General features: G+C 72.6%; 21 protein-coding genes. 13 read left to right on the top strand and 8 right to left on the bottom strand.

Annotated features, from left to right (window positions below; genetic code table 11):
* Positions 1–94: 94 nt before the first annotated feature.
* The 4 genes from O7623_RS15345 to O7623_RS15330 form a co-directional block, all read right to left on the bottom strand.
* Positions 95–502 carry a VOC family protein gene (locus O7623_RS15345; protein ID WP_282223731.1) on the bottom strand — a complete coding sequence of 136 codons (408 nt, stop codon included), beginning with the start codon at positions 500–502 and terminating at the stop codon, positions 95–97.
* A gap of 10 nt (positions 503–512) precedes the next feature.
* Positions 513–953 carry a helix-turn-helix transcriptional regulator gene (locus O7623_RS15340; protein ID WP_282223730.1) on the bottom strand — a complete coding sequence of 147 codons (441 nt, stop codon included), beginning with the start codon at positions 951–953 and terminating at the stop codon, positions 513–515.
* Between the two features lie 48 nt (positions 954–1,001).
* Positions 1,002–2,315: a YcaO-like family protein gene (locus O7623_RS15335; RefSeq protein WP_282223729.1), complete on the bottom strand. Its 1,314-nt coding sequence runs from the start codon at positions 2,313–2,315 to the stop codon at positions 1,002–1,004.
* 83 nt (positions 2,316–2,398) lie between these two features.
* Positions 2,399–2,533 carry a hypothetical protein gene (locus tag O7623_RS15330; protein WP_282223728.1) on the bottom strand — a complete coding sequence of 45 codons (135 nt, stop codon included), beginning with the start codon at positions 2,531–2,533 and terminating at the stop codon, positions 2,399–2,401.
* A gap of 218 nt (positions 2,534–2,751) precedes the next feature.
* Here O7623_RS15330 and O7623_RS15325 point away from each other — a divergent pair, with 218 nt between their 5' ends.
* Positions 2,752–4,581: a BTAD domain-containing putative transcriptional regulator gene (locus O7623_RS15325; RefSeq protein WP_282223727.1), complete on the top strand. Its 1,830-nt coding sequence runs from the start codon at positions 2,752–2,754 to the stop codon at positions 4,579–4,581.
* Here the strand turns inward: O7623_RS15325 and O7623_RS15320 are convergent.
* On the bottom strand, positions 4,578–5,408 hold the full coding sequence (locus O7623_RS15320) for a hypothetical protein (RefSeq protein ID WP_282223726.1): 831 nt from the start codon (positions 5,406–5,408) through the stop codon (positions 4,578–4,580). The genes O7623_RS15325 and O7623_RS15320 overlap by 4 nt on opposite strands.
* A 212-nt stretch (positions 5,409–5,620) precedes the next feature.
* Here O7623_RS15320 and O7623_RS15315 point away from each other — a divergent pair, with 212 nt between their 5' ends.
* The 7 genes from O7623_RS15315 (at position 5,621) to O7623_RS15285 (ending at position 15,210) form a co-directional block, all read left to right on the top strand.
* Positions 5,621–6,241, top strand: coding sequence for a TetR/AcrR family transcriptional regulator (locus tag O7623_RS15315; protein WP_282223725.1), 621 nt, complete (start codon positions 5,621–5,623; stop codon positions 6,239–6,241).
* A complete protein-coding gene (locus O7623_RS15310; protein WP_282223724.1) occupies positions 6,238–7,431 on the top strand; it encodes an FAD-dependent oxidoreductase in 1,194 nt (397 codons plus the stop codon). The genes O7623_RS15315 and O7623_RS15310 overlap by 4 nt, the downstream gene beginning before the upstream one ends.
* Positions 7,432–7,485: 54 nt before the next feature.
* Positions 7,486–8,736 (top strand): histidine kinase, encoded by a 1,251-nt coding sequence (locus tag O7623_RS15305; protein ID WP_282223723.1) that lies wholly within the window; start codon positions 7,486–7,488, stop codon positions 8,734–8,736.
* Entirely contained in the window at positions 8,733–9,410 is a 678-nt protein-coding gene (locus O7623_RS15300; protein ID WP_282223722.1) for a response regulator transcription factor, read from the top strand. Before O7623_RS15305 ends, O7623_RS15300 begins: the two co-directional genes overlap by 4 nt.
* 127 nt (positions 9,411–9,537) lie before the next feature.
* Positions 9,538–10,308 (top strand): ABC transporter ATP-binding protein, encoded by a 771-nt coding sequence (locus O7623_RS15295; protein WP_282223721.1) that lies wholly within the window; start codon positions 9,538–9,540, stop codon positions 10,306–10,308.
* A gap of 7 nt (positions 10,309–10,315) precedes the next feature.
* Entirely contained in the window at positions 10,316–12,898 is a 2,583-nt protein-coding gene (locus O7623_RS15290) for an ABC transporter permease (protein ID WP_282223720.1), read from the top strand.
* 152 nt (positions 12,899–13,050) lie between these two features.
* Complete coding sequence (locus O7623_RS15285; RefSeq protein WP_282223719.1) at positions 13,051–15,210, top strand: ATP-binding domain-containing protein; 2,160 nt, start codon at positions 13,051–13,053, stop codon at positions 15,208–15,210.
* Positions 15,211–15,212: 2 nt separating this feature from the next.
* On the opposite strand, the gene O7623_RS15280 is transcribed toward O7623_RS15285, so the two are convergent.
* The gene (locus O7623_RS15280) at positions 15,213–15,653 is read right to left on the bottom strand and encodes a hypothetical protein (RefSeq protein WP_282223718.1); all 441 of its coding nucleotides are present in this window, start codon (positions 15,651–15,653) and stop codon (positions 15,213–15,215) included.
* 9 nt (positions 15,654–15,662) lie between these two features.
* Positions 15,663–16,574, bottom strand: coding sequence for a ParA family protein (locus tag O7623_RS15275; RefSeq protein WP_282223717.1), 912 nt, complete (start codon positions 16,572–16,574; stop codon positions 15,663–15,665).
* Between the two features lie 525 nt (positions 16,575–17,099).
* On the opposite strand from O7623_RS15275, the gene O7623_RS15270 reads away from it, so the two are divergent.
* Positions 17,100–17,717, top strand: coding sequence for a hypothetical protein (locus O7623_RS15270; protein ID WP_282229423.1), 618 nt, complete (start codon positions 17,100–17,102; stop codon positions 17,715–17,717).
* 81 nt (positions 17,718–17,798) lie between these two features.
* Here O7623_RS15270 and O7623_RS15265 read toward each other — a convergent pair whose 3' ends face one another.
* Positions 17,799–19,040: a GTP-binding protein gene (locus tag O7623_RS15265; protein ID WP_282223716.1), complete on the bottom strand. Its 1,242-nt coding sequence runs from the start codon at positions 19,038–19,040 to the stop codon at positions 17,799–17,801.
* A 46-nt stretch (positions 19,041–19,086) separates the two neighbouring features.
* Between O7623_RS15265 and O7623_RS15260 the strand changes: the two genes are divergently transcribed.
* From O7623_RS15260 to O7623_RS15245, 4 genes are all read left to right on the top strand, one after another.
* Complete coding sequence (locus O7623_RS15260; protein WP_282223715.1) at positions 19,087–19,542, top strand: winged helix-turn-helix domain-containing protein; 456 nt, start codon at positions 19,087–19,089, stop codon at positions 19,540–19,542.
* A complete protein-coding gene (gene rpmB / locus O7623_RS15255) occupies positions 19,526–19,762 on the top strand; it encodes a 50S ribosomal protein L28 (protein ID WP_282223714.1) in 237 nt (78 codons plus the stop codon). Before O7623_RS15260 ends, rpmB begins: the two co-directional genes overlap by 17 nt.
* Entirely contained in the window at positions 19,762–19,929 is a 168-nt protein-coding gene (gene rpmG, locus O7623_RS15250) for a 50S ribosomal protein L33 (RefSeq protein ID WP_282223713.1), read from the top strand. Before rpmB ends, rpmG begins: the two co-directional genes overlap by 1 nt.
* A gap of 290 nt (positions 19,930–20,219) precedes the next feature.
* A complete protein-coding gene (locus O7623_RS15245) occupies positions 20,220–20,504 on the top strand; it encodes an adhesin (RefSeq protein WP_282223712.1) in 285 nt (94 codons plus the stop codon).
* Positions 20,505–20,521: the final 17 nt, after the last annotated feature.

Below are 20,521 nucleotides of genomic sequence, written 5' to 3'. Positions count from 1 at the left end.
GCCGCCGCCCGTGAACTCGCCGAGTGGAGGGCTGAGGTACGTAACTTCCGCCGAATTACGTACCCCAGCCCTCCACTCGGCAACATGGTTACGACTACTGCGACAGCTTCTGGGAGAAACGGATGTTGTTGCCGGACGGGTCGCGGACACCGCAGTCGCGTACCCCGTACGGCTGGTCGATGGGCTCCTGCATGACCTCCGCCCCGGCGGCCCGGACCCGCTCGAACGTCGCGTCCACGTCGTCGACCAGGAAGATCAGCCCGCTGAGCGAGCCCTTGGCGAGCAGCAGTTCCAGAGTCTCCTGGTCGGCGGCGCGACCCATCGCGGCGACTTCGAGCACGATCTCGACGTCTGGCTGTCCGGGCGGACCGACGGTCAGCCAGCGGAAGCCCTCGAACGCCATGTCGGTGCGGACCTCCAGGCCGAGCACGTCGCGGTAGAACTTCAGCGCCTCGTCCTGGTCGTGGACGAGCAGGAACGTGTGGGAAAGCGTGATTGCCATGCCAGCGACGCTACGCCGGCCGGCTGACCTGGGCTTCTCCAAACCGACTTGATGCTCCGGCCGGGCGGGTCGGACGGGTGACGGCCTTGACGTAGCAGGCCGGGATGGCCGCGCCGGCCGCATGTGACCGGGCCCGGTACGCGCTGGGCGACTCGCCGACCAGCTCGGTGAAGCGGGAGCTGAACGACCCGAGCGAGGTGAACCCGACCGCCATGCAGACGTCGGTGACGCTCAGGTCGCCACGGCGCAGCAGCGCCTTCGCCCGCTCGACCCGCCGGGTCGACAGGTAGCCGTACGGGCTCTCGCCGTAGGCGGCCCGGAACAGCCGGGTGAAGTGCGACGGCGACATGTACGCGGCCCGCGCCATCGCCGGCACGTCCAGCGGCCGGGCGTACTCCCTGTCCAGCAGGTCCCGGGCGCGGCGCAGTCGGACGGCTTCCTCGACGTTCACCCGGTCAGGGTGCCACGCCCCACCGACACCCTGGGACTTTGGCCGTTGCTACCGGTTGTCGTTCACGGGCCCAGGTCGGATTCCGTTGTTCCTGACCGCCATGCCCCGCGCTCCCGGCACCACCACCTGTCCGTCGGTGACGAGCATGAACCTCTCCAGGCCGGGGACGAAGATGTTGACCACGGCCAGGTTGCCGGTCACGTAGTGGTCACGCTGCAACGGCGTGAAGCCGCGTCGGGAGAGGATGTCGACGAGCGCGTCGAGGTGGCCGGCGGCGGTGGCCGGAGCTTCCGTGTCCCGGTACGGCACGACGGTGGCGTCGGCGAGCCGGGTGCGCAGGTCGCTCCGGTAGCAGGCGTGGAGGGTGGGATAGGGCCTGGTCCAGTCGTGCCGCACGGGTGTCATGGCGGCGAACGCCGAGTGGATGTTCCCGAGCGAGGACGCGAGGTGGACCTGGACCAGCTCGCTCACCGCACGGGCGATCGCGTAGTGGCGGGAGAGGGAGGCGCCGCAGCCGCGGATCCGGGCCGGTCCGCCGTCCGGGGTGGGGAGGTAGGCGAAGATCGCCGGTACGCCCAGGTCGGTGGTCATGTCGATCAGGTGCAGCCGCTGGCCGGTGATGGTCTGCGCCGCCGACACCAGGGCCGCGAGGTCGTCCGGCAACGTTTCCGTGTCGATGAGGACGAGCGGGGACCGCCGCCGCCCCAGGAACTGGTCGATCAGCAGAAGGGACAGCGCGTCCCGCTCGATGGTCTCGTTGAGCGCGTGGACCGCCGCCTCGACCGGGTCGGTGCCCGCCGCCCAGCCGTTGTTGCAGGAGTAGCGGCTCACCCCGGTGTAGTCGTAGTGGTCACCGAGGCTCTCCCGCAGCGGGTCGGCCTCCTCGTCGAGGTAGTCCGGCACGGACAGGAACAGCGGTACGTCGACCTCGGCGCCGCTGGTCACCACTCGGAAGGGCAGGCACCCCATCGGCCCGTCGGGCAACTCCCCGAGCAGGGCGAGCGCCACGTCCCGCCGGAGCGTCGCGTCGCGGGAGATCTCACCCGCACGGCGCAGCGTCGTCCCGCCGTCGGCGAGGCCCTGCAGCCCACTGAGGTGGTGCTCCAGCGCCTCGAAGACCGCGCCGACCTGCGCCGTCGCCGAACTTCCCTTGCCGAGCCCCAGCCCGCTGGGCACCGGGTCGTCGCCCCGCCACAGCGTCGCCGTCCAGACCGCCGGGTCGCCGTCGAGCACCGCCGTGCAGTCCACCCGCAGATCGAGCTCGGCTGCCGCCGCCGTACCCCGCTGGTGGGCCTCGGGCAGGCTCAGCGTCCGCTCACCGTCCTGGACCACCGAACCGGCCGCAAGATCTGTCCTCGACATCGCTCCACCTCCGACTGAACGCACCGACGCTGCGGGTTGCGGGTGGGCCGGACGGGCACCCCGCCCGGCCCTGTGACGTCGACTCAGCGGGCGGACTCGACCGCCGCCACCTCGGAGTCCTGGTCACGCTCGGTCAGCTCGTCGAGGGTCCGCTGCTCGGTCTCGGCGAGTTCCGGCTTGTCCTTCTGTGGCCGGTAGATCGCGTCGTGCAGTCCCATGTGCTTCCTCCTTCATCGAGAGGTGCCTTGGTCAGATATTCGTGCACACCGATAGATGTCCGATACCTGGTTGATATATCCGCAGGTGTGGCTTGTGGACACGACGTCTGTCCTATGGCTTTGCCTACTGTCGGGACCACCGACCGCTGCGGTTTGCCAGAATGGCGACATGAGGGTCGATTTGCGGGCCGCCACCGACGCGATCGTCTGCGGTTGACATGGAACCCCTTCGGTTCGACCTGCTCGGCGTCGTGCGTGGCCGCCGGGGCTCCGTCGAGCTCGACATGGGAAGCCCGCAGCAACAGGCCCTGCTCGCCGTCCTTCTCCTGCGGCCGAGCCAGGGGGTGAGCGCGGCCGTTCTGATGGAGGCGCTGTGGGGCGACGATCCGCCGGTCACCGCGACGAAAACCCTCCGTACGTACGCCTGGCGGTGGCGCAAGGTGCTGGAGAACGACGCCGCCGAGCCCCGGATCCTGACGACCGTCGGTGACGGCTACCGCCTGACGGTGCCCGAGGACGCCGTCGATGTGCGGTACGCCGAGGCACTGGCCCGCCGCGCCCGTCAGGCCGGCGACGCGCGCAGCGCCCGCGCGATGCTGGCCGAGGCGCTTGCCCTCTTCAACGGCGAACCGCTGGCCGGGGTGCCCGGTCCGTTCGCGCAACGGCATCGTCGCCGGCTGAGTGAGCTGCACCTGGACCTGCTGGAGGCGCGTCTGGCATTGGACATCGACCTCGGTCGCGCCTCCTGGTGCGTGCCCGAGTTGCGCGCTCTCAGTGACGAGAACCCGTTGCGGGAGAGCCTTTCCGTGCTGCTGATCCGGGCGTTGCACGCCAGTGGCCGGCCGGGGGAGGCTGCTGCGGTGTTCCCGGCAGCTCGCCGCAGGATCGTGGACCGGCTGGGGCTGGAACCCAGCGCCGAGCTTGCCGAGGCCCATCGGCGGATCCTGATCAGCGAGGGGCCCGCCCCGCCGGCGCGGAGTGCGGAGCCGCTACGAGGCGAGGAGCCGGCGCGAGGCGAGGAGCCGGCGCGAAGTGACGAGACGCCGCGGAGTGAGGAACCCGCGCCACGGCCGGCCCAGGTCCCGGCCACCACAGCGGACTTCACCGGGCGCGAAGCGGTGGCCCGCCTCGTCACCGACGCCCTGAGCCGGCCCGACCGCGACTCGTTGCCGGTCGTGGCCGTGGCCGGGATGGGCGGTGTCGGCAAGACCACCCTGGCCCGGCACGTCGCCCACCGGCTCGGCGCGCATTACCCGGATGGTCAGTTGTACGCGGAACTGCGGAGCGGTGACGCCGTGCCGGCGTCGCCGCAGGACGTCCTGGACGGCTTCCTCGACGCGCTCGGGGTCGAGTTCGTCCCGGACTGCCTGGACAGCAGGTCGGCGCTGTTCCGCTCGGCGACCCACGACCGTCGGCTGCTCGTGGTGCTGGACGACGCGCACAGCCTCGCACAGATCACCCCGCTGCTGCCGGGCACCGCGACCTGTGGCGTCCTGGTCACCTCCCGCTCCCGGCTGGCCGGCCTGAACGGTGCAGTGCACGCCGATCTCGACGTGTTCGACGAGACGGAGGCGATCGAGCTGCTGAGCCGGGTGATCGGCCACGACCGGGTGGCGGCCGAGCGCGAGACGGCCCGGGAGCTCGTGGTGGCCTGCGGATTGCTGCCACTGGCGGTCCGTATCGTGGCGGCCCGGCTGGCCGCCCGGCCGGGCTGGCCGATCCGCGCGTTCCGCGACCGGTTCACCGGCGCGCACCGGCTGGGCTCGTTGCGGGCCGGTGATCTCGACGTGGGCGCGACCTTTCTGGCCAGCTGGCGGCAGCTCACCTCGGACCAGCAGCGGGCACTGGTCCTGCTGGCCGTCACCGGTATGCCGGACTTCGCGCTACCCGTCGTGGCGCGGGTGCTGGGCCGGCCCGAGCCGGACAGCGAAGACCTGCTGGAGGAGCTGGTCGACCTGGCGTTGCTGGAGTCGGACACCGTCGGGCGCTACCACCTGCATCCCGTCGTGCGGTCGTTCGCCCTCGCCCAACGTCCCGGCCAGAGTTAACGGCGGAGGATGATCGTGTCCAGTACGTCGAAGGTGGCCGGGGCGTCGCGGCGGTTGCCGACCAGGAACCCCACCTCCCGGCCGGGCTGGCGCAGCGGCCACCAGAACTCGCCGACAAGTGCGCGACGCAGCGGCAGCCCGCAGTATCTGCGGCGGCGCTGCTGGAAGGCGACCACTTCCCGGTCGCGCAGCTGCTGTACGTGACCTCGGCAGCCGCCATGGTGGCACCGGTAGCGGTAGGCGAGGGTGAAGGGCGGGCGGCGCAGCAGGTCGTGCACGATCGGCCGGAACAGGTCGGGTTCGTGGCGTCGCCAGGTGGCGGCGGACCAGCGTTCGGCCGGTGCCGCCACCGGCGTGCGACCGATCCGCAGGTATCGCAGCTCGGCGGCGCGGATCAGGGCGACCGACTGGGCGTCGTCGCGCTCGGTCGCCGCCTGGTGGATGTCGCACATGGACCATTCGGCGTGGTGGTGCAGGATCGCGGTGCGCCGGGGCCACTGGCGTGCCTCGTGGCGGACGCGCAGGGTGCCGTCGTGGGCCCGCCAGCTTTCCGGACGTGGGTCGTCGGGGTCCGGCTCGGCGACGGTGGAGACGATGTCGTAGCGCTGAACGGGCGCGGACTGGCTGAGCGGGTGGGCGGGGATCTCGTCGAACCGGATCCAGTGGCGGGGGCCGTCGAGGCGGAGACCGACCAGGGTGGTCATTGCGCCGTACGTCGCGGACGGCGCTGGCGGGGTGATGCCGGTGATCAGCACCTGCATCGGAGTCGCACCGCTGTCCTTGCCCGGCGGCGGTTCGTAGTAGGGCCTGCGGTACAACTCGCTCACGTGCGCCTCCGGCCGAGGGGTAGCCATCGGTGATCGTGTGATTACTAAACGCCAACAAGGATCGCATGGCGGCGGCCTCGGAATCCAGAGTCGTTTTCACGCAACGGATCGACGTGGTAACGTCTTGGACGTTCGCCTAGGGTAAACGTCCAGTGCGTTCGCCCAGGGCGAGTTACCGGAGCGAGCGACCAACAGACGACGAGGGGTTGCGGATGACGCAGAGCGCCGCCGAACGCGGCCGACAGGTGCGGGCCCGGCTGCGGGCCGCCGCCGTCACGCTGATCGCCGAACGCGGCTGGTCGGCGGTCAGCACCCGGGTGGTCGCCGACCGGGCCGGGGTCGCACCCGGTCTGGTCCACTACCACTACCCGTCGGTGCGGGCGCTGCTGATCGAGGCGGCCACCACCGCGGTCACCGACCTGACCGCCGACCTGGGTGCGCTGCTGACGACGGCGGCCACCCCGGCCGACGGCGTACGGTCGATGCTCGCCGCCCTGGACGGCTACTCCGGCACCGACCCGACATCGCTGCTGTTCGCCGAAACCTATCTTGCCGCCGCCCGCGACGACGACCTGCGGCGTACCCTGGCCGGCGTCCTCGACGACCTGCGCGGCCGGCTCGCCGACTGGCTCGCCGGCCACGGCGTCGCCGACCCGGCGGCCACCGCCGCCGTGCTCGCCGCCGCCGTCGACGGGCTGCTGCTGCACCGTCCATTGTCACCCGCTCTGACCTCGGGCGTGGCCGCCGGGCCGCTCACCCGGATGATCGTCATCGACGCCACGACGGAAAGCGCCACGACGGGAAGCGCCACGACGGAAGGGGACCGACAGTGAAGGCGGTCATCTGCGGGGCCGGGATCGCCGGGCTGGCCCTCGCGCACCGGCTCGACGCCGCCGGCTGGTCGGTGACCGTGCTGGAGCAGGCGGCCGCCCCGCGTACCGAGGGTTACATGATCGACTTCTTCGGTCCCGGCTACGACGTGCTCGACCGGATGGGGCTGCTGCCGCAGCTGCAGGAGCACGGCTACCGGGTGCAGGCGCTGACCTACCGCGACGAGCGCGGTCGCCGCCGGGCCAGTCTCAGCTACGCCCGGTTCGCCGAGATGGTCGACGGCCGGCTGACCAGCATCATGCGCCCCGACCTGGAGCGCATTCTGCGCCACGCGCTGCCCGAGCGGGTGGCGCTGCGCTTCGACAGCCGGCTGACCCGCATCGACCATCGCTCCGACCGCGTCGACGCCACCACCGCCGACGGCACCGTCCACCGCGCCGACCTGCTGATCGGTGCCGACGGCATCCACTCCACCGTGCGTCGGCTCGTCTACGGCGACGAACGCCACTTCCTGCGTTACCTCGGCTTCCACACCGCCGCCTGGGTGTTCGACGACCCGGCGGTACGGGCCGAGATCGGCGACGAGTTCGCCCTCACCGACAGCACCCGCCGCCAGCTCGGCTGCTACGCCCTACGGGACGGCCGGGTCGCGGCCTTCGCCGTGCACCACAGCAGCGATCCGACGCTGCCGGCGGATCCCCGGGCCGCCCTCCACAAGGAGTACGCCGACCTCGGCTGGATCGTGCCGCAGGCGCTCGCCGCCTGCCCACCCGCCGACGAGATCTACTACGACCAGGTCGCCCAGATCGACCTGCCGTACTGGAACCACGGCCGGGTCGTGCTGGTCGGCGACGCCTGCCAGGCGGTGTCGTTGCTCGCCGGGCAGGGCGCCTCGCTGGCTGTCGCCGGGGCGCAGACCCTCGCCGACGAGCTGACCCGGGCCCTCGGCGCCACCGCAGACCCGACGGCCGCCGCCGACCCGACCCTGCTCGCCACCGCCCTGCGCCGCTACGAGACGGCGATGCGGCCGGTCATCACCGACAAGCAGCAGGTGGCTCGACGCGGTGCCCGCTGGTTCGTGCCGCAGCGCCAGTGGTGGCTGCGGGCCCGCCGGGTCGCGTTGGCCGCCGCCGGCCTGCCCGGCGTCGACCGGATGATCGTCGGCGCGATGGTCGGCCGGTCCCGCACCTGAGGCGGACCCGGCGGGCCGGCCGGTCCCGCACCTGACCGTGGGTACGCTCGCTGCATGTCGACGCCCACGCCGACCCTCCCGCGCTGGATGCTGCGCGGCCGCGATCTGCTGTTCGACCTCGTCATCGTCGCCGTCGTCGGCTCCGCGTCGGTGATCGCCGGCGGCGCCTACGGCATGGTCGGCATCGTGCACGGGGTGCTGATGGCCCTGCCGCTGCTCGCCCGGCGTCGCTTCCCGGCCGCCACGTTCGCCGTGGTCGCCCTGCTCGCCGCCGCCCAACTGCTCGCCGGCGACACCTTCACCCTGCTGCCGCACGACGTGGCGATCTTCGTCGCGCTCTACTCGGCCGTGAAGTACGCCCACCGCGCCTGGGTCGGGTTCGCCGCCCTCGGCGTCACCCTGTTCGGCTGCTTCGCGGCCGCCGTACTGCTCAGCCCGACCGGCCCCGACCAGCCGTGGCTGGACCGCTACGTCCTCACCCTGGCTGCCTCGGTCACCATCGGGGTGACGCTGCTCGGCCTGACCGTGCGGATCCGGCACCTGTACGTACGCAGCCTGGAGGAGCGCGCCGCCACCGCCGAACGCGAACGCGACCACCTGGCCCGGATCGCCGTCGTCGAGGAACGTGGCCGGATCGCCCGCGAACTGCACGACATCATCGCCCACTCGCTGTCGGTCATGATCGTGCACGCCGACGGCGGCCGGTTCGCCCTGGACCGCGACCCGGAGCGCACCCGGGCCGCGTTGACCACGATCGGTGCCACCGGCCGGGAAGCGCTCGGCGAGATGCGCCAGCTGATCGACGTACTGCGTCATCCGGAGCGCTCCGCCGACGCGGTGGTGGAACGCCCACGCGGCGCCCTCGACCAGGTGGGCGAGGCGGTGGCGAAGGCCCGCAGCGCCGGGCTGGCCGTCGAGTTCGCGGTGACCGGCACCGCCCCGGAGGTGCCCGACGGGGTCGCCCTCGCCGTCTACCGCATCGTGCAGGAGTCGCTGACCAACGTCCTCAAGCACGCCGGGGAACGGGCCACGGCGCGGGTGGCGATCACGTACACCCGGCAGGCCATCACCATCGAGGTCGTCGACGACGGTGGCCGTCGGGCGGCCACGGCGGCGGCACCCGCGCTGACCAACGTCACCCCGCTGCCGCTGCCGGCCGCCGCGCTACCGGCCGGTGGGCACGGTCTGATCGGCATGCGCGAGCGGGCCGGACTGTACGGCGGCGAGTTCACCGCCGGCGCGCGGCTCGACGGCGGCTGGCAGGTCCGCGCGTCGATCCCCCTGACCATGGCGGCGGCGGCATGACCGGCACCGCCCCGATCCGGGTCGTCCTCGTCGACGATCAGGCCCTGGTCCGGGCCGGCTTCCGGATGGTGCTCGACTACTCCGGCGACATGACCGTGGTCGGCGAGGCCGGCGACGGCGCCGAGGCGCTGCGGCTGCTGCGTACCGTCGACGCCGACGTCGTCGTGATGGACGTACGGATGCCGGTCCTCGACGGCGTCGAAGCCACCCGGCGGATCTGCGCCACCGGACCCACCCCCAGGGTGCTGGTGCTGACCACCTTCGACACCGAGGCCGACGCCTTCGCCGCGCTGCAGGCCGGGGCGAGCGGATTCCTGCTCAAGAGCGTCCCGCCGGAGGAACTGCTGGCCGCGATCCGGGTGATCGCCGCCGGTGACTCGGTCGTGGCGCCCCGGATCACCCGCCGGCTGCTGGACCGCTTCGCCGGGCAGCTGGTCACCGCCGGGGCGGCCGCCCCCACCGTCGACGGGCTCACCGACCGGGAACGCGAAGTGCTGCTGCTGCTCGGCCAGGGGCTGTCCAACGCCGAGATCGCCGGCCGGCTCACCGTCGCCGAAGCGACCGTCAAGACCCACGTCGGGCGGATCCTGGCCAAGCTGGGGCTGCGGGACCGGGTCCAGGCCGTCGTGCTGGCGTACGAGACGGGGTTGATCCGCCCCGGCACACCCGGCTGACCCGACGGACCTTTGCCGGCGTACGACCTGAGGCGTACGCCGGGTCCCGACTGCGACCCGCGACGGACCCCCAAGTGACGTAGTACGGCGGACGCCAGACACCGCCCGCGTCCCTAGCGTTACCCGCATGTCAACGATCACTTCGACCGCGGCAGCGGTCACCGCCACCGGCCTGTCCAAGGTGTACGGCAACGGTGCGGCGGCGGTCACCGCGCTGGACGGCGTCGACATCGCCTTCGCCGCCGGCCGGTTCCACGCCATCATGGGCGCCTCCGGATCCGGCAAGTCGACCCTGATGCACTGCCTCGCCGGGCTGGACCGCCCCACCGCCGGATCCGTCCGGATCGGCGACACCGAGATCACCCGGCTCGACGACCGCCGGCTGACCATGCTGCGGCGCGACCGGATCGGCTTCGTCTTCCAGCGCTACAACCTGCTGCCCACCCTCACCGCACTGGAGAACGTCACCCTGCCGGTGGCGATCGCCGGCGGCCGGATCGACAGCGACTGGCTGGGGCAGGTGGTGGCCGCCGTCGGGCTCACCGACCGGCTCGGCCACCGCCCCGCCGAACTCTCCGGCGGGCAGCAGCAGCGGGTCGCCGTCGCCCGGGCCCTGATCACCCGCCCGGCGGTGATCTTCGCCGACGAACCGACCGGCAACCTGGACTCCCGCTCCGGCGCCGAGGTGCTGCGGCTGCTGCGCGACGCCGTCGACCAGCTCGGCCAGACCGTCGTCATGGTGACCCACGACCCGCTCGCCGCCACCCGCGCCGACCGGGTCACCTTCCTCGCCGACGGGCGCCGGGTCACCGACCTGGACCGGCCCGACGCCGACGCCATCCTCGACGTGATGTCCCGCCTGGACTCCGCTGGGCGTGACGCCTACGCGGGCAGGTGAACCGGAGATGCTGCGCCTCACCCTGCGCTCCCTGCGCGCCAACGCCACCCGACTGCTGCTCTCCTCGCTGGCGATCGTCCTCGGCGTCGGCTTCGTCACCGGCACTCTGATCTTCTCCGACGGGCTGACCGCCGCCACCGAGGAACGCGCCGGCCTGCTCGACCGCTTCGTCGACGTCGAACTGACCCGCGACTTCGACGTACCGCCCGGTGTGGCCGGCGCGCCCGACGTCGACGGCGTGCTCCTGCCGACCACCCTGGTCGACGCCGTCCGGCAGGTCGACGGGGTCGCCGCCGCCGAAGGCACCTTCAGCTCATTCGGCATCGGGCTGCTCGGCCCGGACAACCAGTCCATTCCCGGCATGAACAGCATGGTCACCGTCCCGGCGGACCCCCAGCTGGCCGGTCTGCCGCTGGCCGCTGGCCGGCTGCCGCAACGGCCCGGCGAGACCGTCCTGGACGCCCGGACCGCCGACCGGCGGGACATCGCCGTCGGCGACCAGATCCGGGTCGCCGCCACCGACCGGCAGCCGCAGCCGTTGCAGGTGGTCGGCCTGGTCGACGTCGCCGGAACCGGCGTCGACTCCGGTGGCGCGCTGCTCGGCATGGTCGACGCCGACGCCCGCCGGCTGATCGGCCGTACCGACCTGGACCGGGTGCTGGTCGTCGCCGAACCCGGCGTCGGCCAGGCCGAACTGGCGCAACGGCTGCGCACCGCCGTCGGCGGCTACGTCGTCACCCGCACCGGCGAGCAACTGCGCGCCGACGCGCTGGACCACGCGGTCGGCAACGGGGAGCAGTTCACCCGCCTGCTGCTGGCGTTCGCCGCGATCGCGGTCTTCGTCGCCGCCTTCGTCATCGCCAACACCTTCACCATTCTGCTCGCCCAACGCACCCGGGAGACCGCGCTGCTGCGGCTCGTCGGCGCCACCCGGGCACAACTGTTCCGGGCCGGCATCGTCGAGGCCGCCGCCGTCGGGCTGATCGGCGCGGTCTGGGGTCTGCTGCTCGGGGTGGTGGCCGCCGTCGGACTGCGTCAGCTCTATGCCGAACTGGGCGCCGGTACGCCGAGCGGCACCGTGATCAGCCTGCGTACCGTCGCGGTCGCGCTGATCTGCGGCGTCGGGGTCACCGTCGGCGCGGCTCTGCTGCCGGCCTGGCGCGGCACCGCCGTACCGCCGGTCGCGGCGCTGACCGACGCGGCACTGACCGTAGCCCGCCCGGTCGGCCGGTTGCGGCTCGGCACCGGTCTGCTGCTGCTCGTCGCCGGTGTGCTCGGGCTGGTCGCCGCCGGCCGGCTGGAGGACCTGCTGGTCGTCGTCGCCGGTGGAATCCTGACCTTCCTCGGCCTGGTGCTGGCCAGCCCGTTGATCGTGCCGGCGGTCACCCGGCTGCTCGGCCGACTGACCGGATGGGCCGCCGGTCCGACCGCCCGGCTCGCGGTCGCCAACGCCGTCCGCAACCCGCGCCGCGCCGCCGCCACCGCGATGGCCCTGGTGATCGGCATCGGCCTGGTCACCTCGTTCGCGGTCGGCGCGCACAGCGTCAAACAGGCCGTGGAACGGGAGGTCGACGCCCGGATCGGAGCCGCGTTCATCGTACAGTCCGATCTGGATCCGGTGCCGCCGGAACTGATCGACCGGCTGCGTGACCTGCCGGAACTCGGTGTGGTGCTCGCTGACGCCGAGGTGTACGGAGCACCGGGCGGTTTCTACGTGACCGCCGGCCACCCCGACCTGCTGGCCAAGGCGAAACTGGCGGTGGTCGACGGAGACGTCCGGGAATTCGGTCCGGGCCGGGTGATCGTCAACGAGGCGACCGGGTACGCCGTCGGCGACCGGATCCGCCTGGAGCCCGTCCCGGCAGACCCGGCAGACCCGGCAGATCCTGCTGATCCGGTCGGGCCGGCCGGTCCGGTCGGGCAGGCCCGCGACGCCGTCGTCGTCGCGGTCCTCGCCGACCCGCCCGGCGGCGACCAGCCGGTCTCCGGCACGGTGCTGGCCGTCGAGGAGGACGTCACCGCCGTCTACCCCGGCATCGACACCTGGCTGGTGCAGCTCGACCCGGCCGCCGGCGTCGACGATCAGGCCGCCCGCGAGGCGGTGGAGTCCGTCGTCGTCAGCTACCCGTTCGTGACGTTCGTCGACCGGGCCTCGTACGCCGAATCACGCACCAGCACCGTCGACACGGTGCTGCAGTTCGTGCTGGCCCTGCTGGCCCTGGCGATCCTCATCTCACTGCTCGGCCTGGCCAACACCCTCACGCTGTCGGTGGTCGAACGGACCCGGGAGAACGCCCTGCTGCGGGCGGTCGGCCTGACCCGGGGCCAACTGCGCCGGATGCTCGCCACCGAGGCGGTGCTGACCGCGGTCAGCGGTACGGCGTGCGGCATCGCGATCGGCGTGGCCGGTGCGTTGAGCGCGCTCGCCGTCCTCAACAACGCCGAGGACGGGATCTTCCAGCTGCAGGTGCCGTGGGCACAGCTCGGCGTGATCGTCGCCGGCGCGGCGGTCGCCGCCCTGGTCGCCTCGGTGCTGCCGGCCCGGCGGGCGCTACGGCAACCCGTGGTCACCTCGCTGGCAGCCGAATAGCGCCACGCTGTCGGCCGACCGACCGGCAACCGCGCCGGACGTCCACCGGGGGAGGGCGTCCGGCGCGGGCATTCGTGCCCACTGCGGGGCTGCCGGGCGGCGGCGCCGGCCGGTACGGTGTGGCGAGCCTGCCGACCTGGGGAGGGACGCCCATGGCCGACATGTCCGCGGAGATCGCCGCTGAGCAGGAGCATTTCGATGCCGCCGCCGCGGAACGGGACCGCCGACGTACCCGGCTCGACACGCTCGCCGGCAGCGGCGCAGACAAGGCGGCGGCGGCCCGGCTGCGCCAGCACGCCAAGACACTCGCCCAGGCTCTCGGCGACGCCGGCGAGGCGGTCGCGTTCGGCCGCATCGACGACGACTCCGGCGCGGCGCTGTACCTCGGCCGGCACCTGATCAGCGCCGGCGGCGGTGCCGACCCGCTGGTGGTGAACTGGCAGGCGCCGGCCGCCGCCCGCTACTTCACAGCCAGCCCGGACGACCCGCAGGGCCTGGTCCGCAAACGCGGCTACCGGTGCACCGGCAACACCATCGAGCACCTCGACGACGTACTGTTCGCCGAGATCGCCGCCGGCGTGGCCGCAGCGACCGGCGGAGCGGAGCCCGGCGGCGCGGCCGGGGTCGACGCCCACCTGCTCGCCGAGCTGGCCCGGGGCCGCACCGGAACGCTGCGCGACATCGTCGCCACCATCCAGGCCGCCCAGTACGAGCTGATCCGCTCCCCGCTGGACCAGGTGCTGGTCGTCGAGGGCGGGCCCGGCACCGGCAAGACCGCGATCGCCCTGCACCGGGTCTCCTGGCTGCTGTTCCAGCACGCCGACCTGGCCGCCGACGACGTGCTGGTGGTCGGGCCGCATCCGACGTTCATGCGCTACATCAGCCAGGTGCTGCCCGGCCTCGGCGACGCCGAGGTCGAGCTGCGCGACATCAGCCGGCTCGCCCCGACGGTACGGCGGGGCCGGGCCGAACCGGCGGCGGTGGCCCGGCTCAAGGGCGACGCCCGAATGGCCGGGCTGCTCGACCGGGCCCTGCGCAACCGGATCGGCACCCCCGATCCGGCGGAGCGGCTGCTGCTCGGCAGCCGGTTCGTCACCCTCCCCGGTGAGCAGGTGCAGGCGGCGCTGGCCGCCGCAGCAGCCGCCGACCTGCCGTACAGCGGTCGCCGGCAGGTGTTCCGGGACCGGCTCGCCGACCTGGTCCACGACCGGGCCGGGGTCGACCCGCGCGGCGAACCGGCGCTGGCCAACCTGGTCGAGCGGCTCTGGCCGCAGCAGAGCCCGGCGGTGTTCCTGCGTGGCCTGCTCGCCTCCCGGCCCCGGTTGCGGGCCGCCGCCGCCGGGTTCACCGCCGAGGAGCTGGCCCTGCTGCACCGCCGGGGTGCCGACCGGATCTCCGAGGAGGTCTGGTCCGCCGCCGACCTGCCACTGCTCGACGAGCTGGACCACCTCATCGACGGCGCACCGCAGCGCCGGTACGGGCACGTGGTCGTCGACGAGGCACAGGACCTGTCGCCGATGCAGCTGCGGGCGGTGGCCCGCCGCAGCCGTACCGGGTCGTGCACCGTACTCGGCGACCTGGCCCAGTCCACCGGGGCCTGGGCCCGCGACAGCTGGGACGAGGTGACCCGGCACCTGCCGGCGACCCACCCGGTACGGGTCGCACCGCTACGGTACGGCTACCGGGTGCCCCGGCAGGCGTATCAGTTCGCCGCCCAGCTGCTGCCGGTCGCCGCGCCGCAGGTGACCCCGCCGGAGGTGGTCCGCGACGGGCCGGCTGAGCCCGGCGTGCACCGGGTCGGGCTGACCGAACGGGCCGGCCGGGTCGTCGCCGTCGCCACGGCGCACGCCGACCGGGGCGCGTTCGTCGGCATCGTCTGCCCGCCGCGCTGCCGCCGCGAGGTGGAGGCGGCCCTGGCCGACAACGAGGTGACCTGGAGCAGCGCCCAGCAGGGCGACCTCGGGTCGGCGATCAACCTGGTCAGCCCGGCCGAGGCCAAGGGGTTGGAGTTCGACGCCGTCGTGGTCGTCGAGCCGGAGCAGATCGTCGCCGACGACGACCGGGGCCACCGGATGCTGTACGTCGCGTTGACCCGGACCACCGGACATCTGGACGTGGTCTGCGTCGGCGAGCCGATGCCGTTGACGGCACCGCGTCCGGCCACGTCCGGCGCGGCCGACGACCAGCCCGAGTTCACCGAACGGGTCGCGCGTCAGCTCGCCGAGCATCTCGCCGGTCAGCTGCGCGCGGGCGCGCCGGCCGCGCACTGGGCCCAGGTCCTCGACGAGGTACGCCGTCAACTGGAGCGCTGACCTCAGCCGCCGGTGGCCGGTCGACTGAGGACGGCTGAGGTGAGCCGGCGACCCACCGTCGCCTGCACGATGCTCTTGCCGATGGTGGCCTTGGTCGCCCGGCTGGGCAGCGCTACGCCGAGTTCGGCGGCCAACGTCCGCAACTCGGCGACCTTCAGCCCCAGATCGTCGAGGTACCGGCCGGCGGCCACCCGGTCGTCGATCGCGGCGAGATCGGCGCGGATCCGTTCGGTGTCGACGACGGTCGGTGCCTTCGCGGCCGTGCTGCGGGTACGCCGGGCGGGTGGCGGCTGCGGTGCCGACGCCGCTGGTGCCGACGCGCCGGCGACGGTCAGCGCAGCGGTGCCGTCGGCGAGTGCGGCGAGCTGATCCGGTGCCAGGGTACGCAGGAACTCGGCGACCCGGATCAGGACGGCGTGGGACAGATCGGCGGGGCTGGTCACGACAGACTCCTACGGGCGGATCTTGGCGAGGAACTCGCTGGTGAGCTGTTGCAGCTCGTACTGGACGTTGATGTTCGCATCCGGCATCAGCACCGCCGGTAGCCCCTGCTCGCCGGCGGCGGCGAACACGGTCTTGCTGTCCCGGATCATCTGCTGGAAACGCGGGATCTCGATGGTGGCGGGATGACCGATGAAGTTGCGCAGCGCCAGCAGCGGGCCGTGACCGGTGTACTGCACCATCGTGAACACGATGCCGAGGATCTCCGGGCTGATCTGGTCGGCCTTGCCGGCGGCGACCCGGTTGTAGTCGGTGACCAGCTCGGAGACCTTCTTGCGCAGATAATCGATGCCGAGGGTGGACAGGTAGTCGGGTCGGGCCGGGATCAGGATGTGATCGCTGGCCACGATCCCGGTCCGGGTGACCATGGTGAAGTTCGGCGGACAGTCCACCAGGACCACCTGATATCCGGCGAAGGCCGGGGCGGCCAGCGCGTCGGCGAGCGCCCGGTGCAGCGCGAGGAAGCGCGGACTGCCGTGTTGGAACCGGGATCCGCCGAGACTGGCCGCGAAGTCCAGATCGGCATCGGTGAGCATCAGATGTGACGGCACCAGGTCGAGACGCCCCGGGCCGGCCTGGCCGATCACCTCGTTGACGGTCGGCGGGGTGAACACGTACCGGTCCAGTGGTGCGGCGCCGCCACCGTCGAGCACGTCACCGAACCACTGCAGGATGGTCCGCTCGTCGGCCAGTTCCCGTTCCCACCCGGTCGGTTCGACGAACGAGAACGTCAGGCTCGCCTGCGGGTCCAGGTCGATCATCAGGACCTTGTGCCCCCGGTACGCCAGTTCGGCGCCGATGTTGGCGGTGAGCGTGGTCTTCCCGACGCCACCTTTGTAGTTGATGACGGACACCACGGTCATTGGTCGCTCCGCACACACATGGTCAGCAGCATGCCACGCCACCACCACCGGGTGGGCGTCTGCGGCTGGCGGGAGGTTTCGCCCGGGTCTCAACCGCCCGGGTCTCCCCGCCTGAGTGTCCCCGGCGGGCCGGTGCTGCGGTAGAGCGGTATTCCTCTGAGGAATAATCATGCCTCTGAGGAATATCGTCCCAAACAGTTGTACCTGTCGGGTGCCGTTACACGCGGTGACATTGTGGGCGGGCGGCGTCGCCAGGCGGGCGAGACCTCCGCGCTGCGACTCGAGCCGTCGGCCCCGACCCGGCGGGAATCGTCGGCCGGTCGGCGTGGTTGTACATGGTCGCGACGCACGGAAGGCCAGCCCCCGAGCGGGCGAGAAGCCGCCGCCGCGTCCCCGTACCACCCGGATGACCGTTTACCGCACACCCCACACACCACCCGCCCGTTCCAGGGGCCGGGTGACGGGTGTGCCCCCTCGGAAAACGGAAGGTGGACCCCCCTTATGGCCACGATCATCAGCCGTACCCTGGCCACCAGCCTGCGCAACACCGCCCTGGGCATCGCCGGTCTCACCCTCGCCGGCGGGGCGATCGCCGCCCCCGCCCTGGCCGCCCAGCACACCCCCGGCGTCCAGGCCGCCTCGACCACCGTCACCGCGTCGACCACCTCCGCCGCGGCCAGCGACAGCGGCAGCGGCGTCGACTCGAGCACGCTGATCCCGCACGGCGTGCAGGGCGAGCAGTCCCGCATCACCCTGTCCGGCGAGCAGACCGACAACGTCAAGGGCATCATCGCCGCCACGAAGAAGGCCGGCATGGACGAGCGGGCCGCCGTGGTCGCGATCGCCACCGCCCTGCAGGAATCGAAACTGGAGAACCTCGGCCACCTCGGTGACCGTAACGACCACGACTCGCAGGGCCTGTTCCAGCAGCGGCCGTCGTCGGGCTGGGGCACGGTGGAGCAGATCACCGACGTCGAGTACTCGACCACCGCGTTCCTCAACGGCCTCAAGGCCGTCGACGGCTGGCAGGACATGCCGCTGACCGAGGCCGCCCAGACCGTGCAGGTGTCGGCGTACCCGTTCCACTACGCCCAGTGGGAGACCCAGGCCGCCGAACTCGTCGCCCAGCACTGGAACAGCTGACCCACCCACCGCGGGAACAGGAACGCCGAAGGGCCGGACCCCGTACCCGGGGTCCGGCCCTTCGGCGTGTTCCAGGGCGGCTCAGCAGCCGGTGAACGGGTCCGGTAGGGCCCGCCAGCCGGCTTCGCCGTCGGCGAGTTCGGCGTCGGTGAGCAGGCAGGAGGCGAGTCGTCGGTGCAGGTCGGCGGGGTCGAGGTCGACGCCGACGAAGACCAGGTGCTGGTGCCGGTCGCCGTAGTAGGGGTCCCACTCCATCGCTGCGGCCAGTCGCCGCTGTGCGCTGGCCTGCTCCCACTCGGCGTCGGGTACGGCGGCCAGCCACGGGCCGAGGGTGCGCAGGCCGAGGCCTCCGCCGGCGCTCTCCCAGCCGATCACGGTCTCCGGCTGGCTGGCCAGCCAGATGTGGCCGCGGGAGCGCAGCGCCTCCGCCGTCAGGTCGTCCAGGGCGGCGTGCAGCCGGCCTGGGTGCAGTGGCCGCCGGGCGCGGAACACCGCCGAGACGATGCCGCAGTCGGCGACCGGCTCGTGTACGCCGAGGGTGTAGCCCTCGATGCCGCGGGTCAGCACGTCCGGGGTTTCCGGGCGGTGCCGGGCGGTGTGCCGGAGCCGGGCGGCGAGCCAGCCGGCGTCGACGATCGGCTGGTCACCGGCGCGCAGGTGGACCGCCCAGGGGGCCATCCGGTGCAGCAGGACCCCGAGCCGGTGGATCTCGAAGTCGCCGCCGTCGGCCTCGCCCCAGAGCACCACCGTGTCGGCGTACTCGATCTGCCGGGCGATGACATCGGCCAGCGCGCGGTGGTCGTCGGGGGCGGCGTGGATGCCGAGGTGGACCAGGTCGTCGGTGCTGGCCAGGCCGTCGAGCAGGTGTTCGGCGGCGACCACGGTGACGTACGAGTCGAATCGGACGAGGTCGTCGATGGCCGTGCCGCCGACGCGGCAGTGCCGGCAGGCGGCGGCGACCGCCTCGGGTTCGACGACCTCGGGCAGGACGAGCACGATGTCGCTGCCGGGCCGGTCGGTCGCGAGCCGGGCCAGGGTGGGCAGGACGTCCTCGCGCAGGGTGCAGGAGACGCAGCCGTGGACGAGATCGACGCGGACGTCCTCGACGGTCCCGGTGCCGTCCCGGACGACCCGGTGCACGGTGCCGTCGCGTACTCCGCTGAGGTCGTGGCGGACGATCAGCAGGCCCGGGTCGGCGGCGAGCAGGGTCCGGGCGACGGCCATCGTGGCGGCGGGCCAGAAGCCGGTCAGCACGGTGACCGCCGGGCGGATGTCGGCGGGCGGCCGGGCGGTACGGCCGGCCGGAGCGAGCGGTGACGGCATTCACGTTCCCCTCGACGTACTTGAAAACGGTTGTCATTATAACGGGATGGATGCCGACGTACGACTCCGCCTCATCGCGTTGCTCGAGCGGTTGCTCGACGAGCCGCCCGCCGCCGATGCCCACCCGGCCGGCCCGGTCGAGCTGGTCGATCCTGCCGCGCTGCGCATCTACCCGGACTCGCGGACCGTGTTCCTGGGGCTGGACGAGATCGCGTTGACCCGGCGCGAGTTCGACCTGCTGCTCTGCCTGGCTGGTCGCCCCCGGCAGGTCTTCACCCGGGAACAGCTGCTCGATCGGGTGTGGGGGCACCGGCGTAGCGGTCCGCGCAGCGTCGACGTGCACGTGCGGCGGCTGCGCGCCAAGCTCGGCGACGACCTGCCGGTGGTGCGCACCATCCACGGGGTCGGCTACCGGCTGGACGGGGCCGTCCCGGTCGCGGTGCTACGCTTTAATGACAACGATTCCCATTATCATAGGAGTGTCCATGTCCCGACGATGTGACGTCACCGGTGCCACCCCCAGCTTCGGCAACGCCGTGTCCCACTCGCACCGGCGCACCCGCCGCCAGTGGCGACCCAACCTGCAACGGCACCGGTACTGGCTGGCCGCCGAGCGCCGCTGGATCACCCTGACCCTCACCACGGGGGCCATGCGGACCGTCGACCGACGGGGCATCGAGGCCGTCGTCGCCGACCTGCGGGCCAAGGGGGCGCGGATCTGATGGCCCGACAGACCGCACTCCGCCCGGTGATCAAGCTGCGCAGCACCGAAGGCACCGGCTACACGTACGTCACCCGGAAGAACCGCCGCAACGACCCGGACCGGCTGGTGCTACGCAAGTACGACCCGGTGCTGCGTCGCCACGTGCTGTTCCGTGAGGAGCGCTGAGCGTCCCAGGCGAGTGCCGGCCGTCGCGCGGCGAGCGTCGAGGCGTCGTGCGGGAAACGCCGGGATCACCCGGGAGATTTGACGGGCCGGCGGATGTCGGGCACGGTGGGTGGCAGACGGCCGCCGACCGACCCAGTACCTGGAGCTTCCGCCGCCCGCCCTGACCGCCCGCCGCGCACTGTCCGCCGCGCCGTCAGAAATCCCGCAGATCCCGATCCCGCCGCACGCCGATCGTGCGGTGTCGCGCGCCGGGCACGCCAGCCCGTGACCACACCAGCCGAGGAGTCGCAATGCTGACCATGACCGACAACGCCGTGTTCGTGATCCGGGAGATCGCCGCGCAACAGCAGGCGCCGGAGAGTGCCGGGCTGCGGATCGCCGCCGACCCGACCGCAGGCTCGCTCACGCTCACCCTCGCCGACCAGCCGGACACCGGTGACCAGGTGGTGGACTCCTCCGGCGCCCGGGTCTTCCTCGACCCCGACGCCGCCACGATGCTGCAGGACAAGGCCCTCGACGCGGCCGTCGACGACGACGGCGGCGTGCGGTTCGGCATCGCCAGCCAGGCCGGCTGAGCCGACGTCCGGTCCAC

This window comes from Solwaraspora sp. WMMD791 (genome assembly GCF_029581195.1).
Taxonomy (GTDB): domain Bacteria; phylum Actinomycetota; class Actinomycetes; order Mycobacteriales; family Micromonosporaceae; genus Micromonospora_E.
The sequence above is the reverse complement of the archived record's forward strand: the minus strand, read 5'-3'. Positions and strand labels throughout refer to the sequence as shown.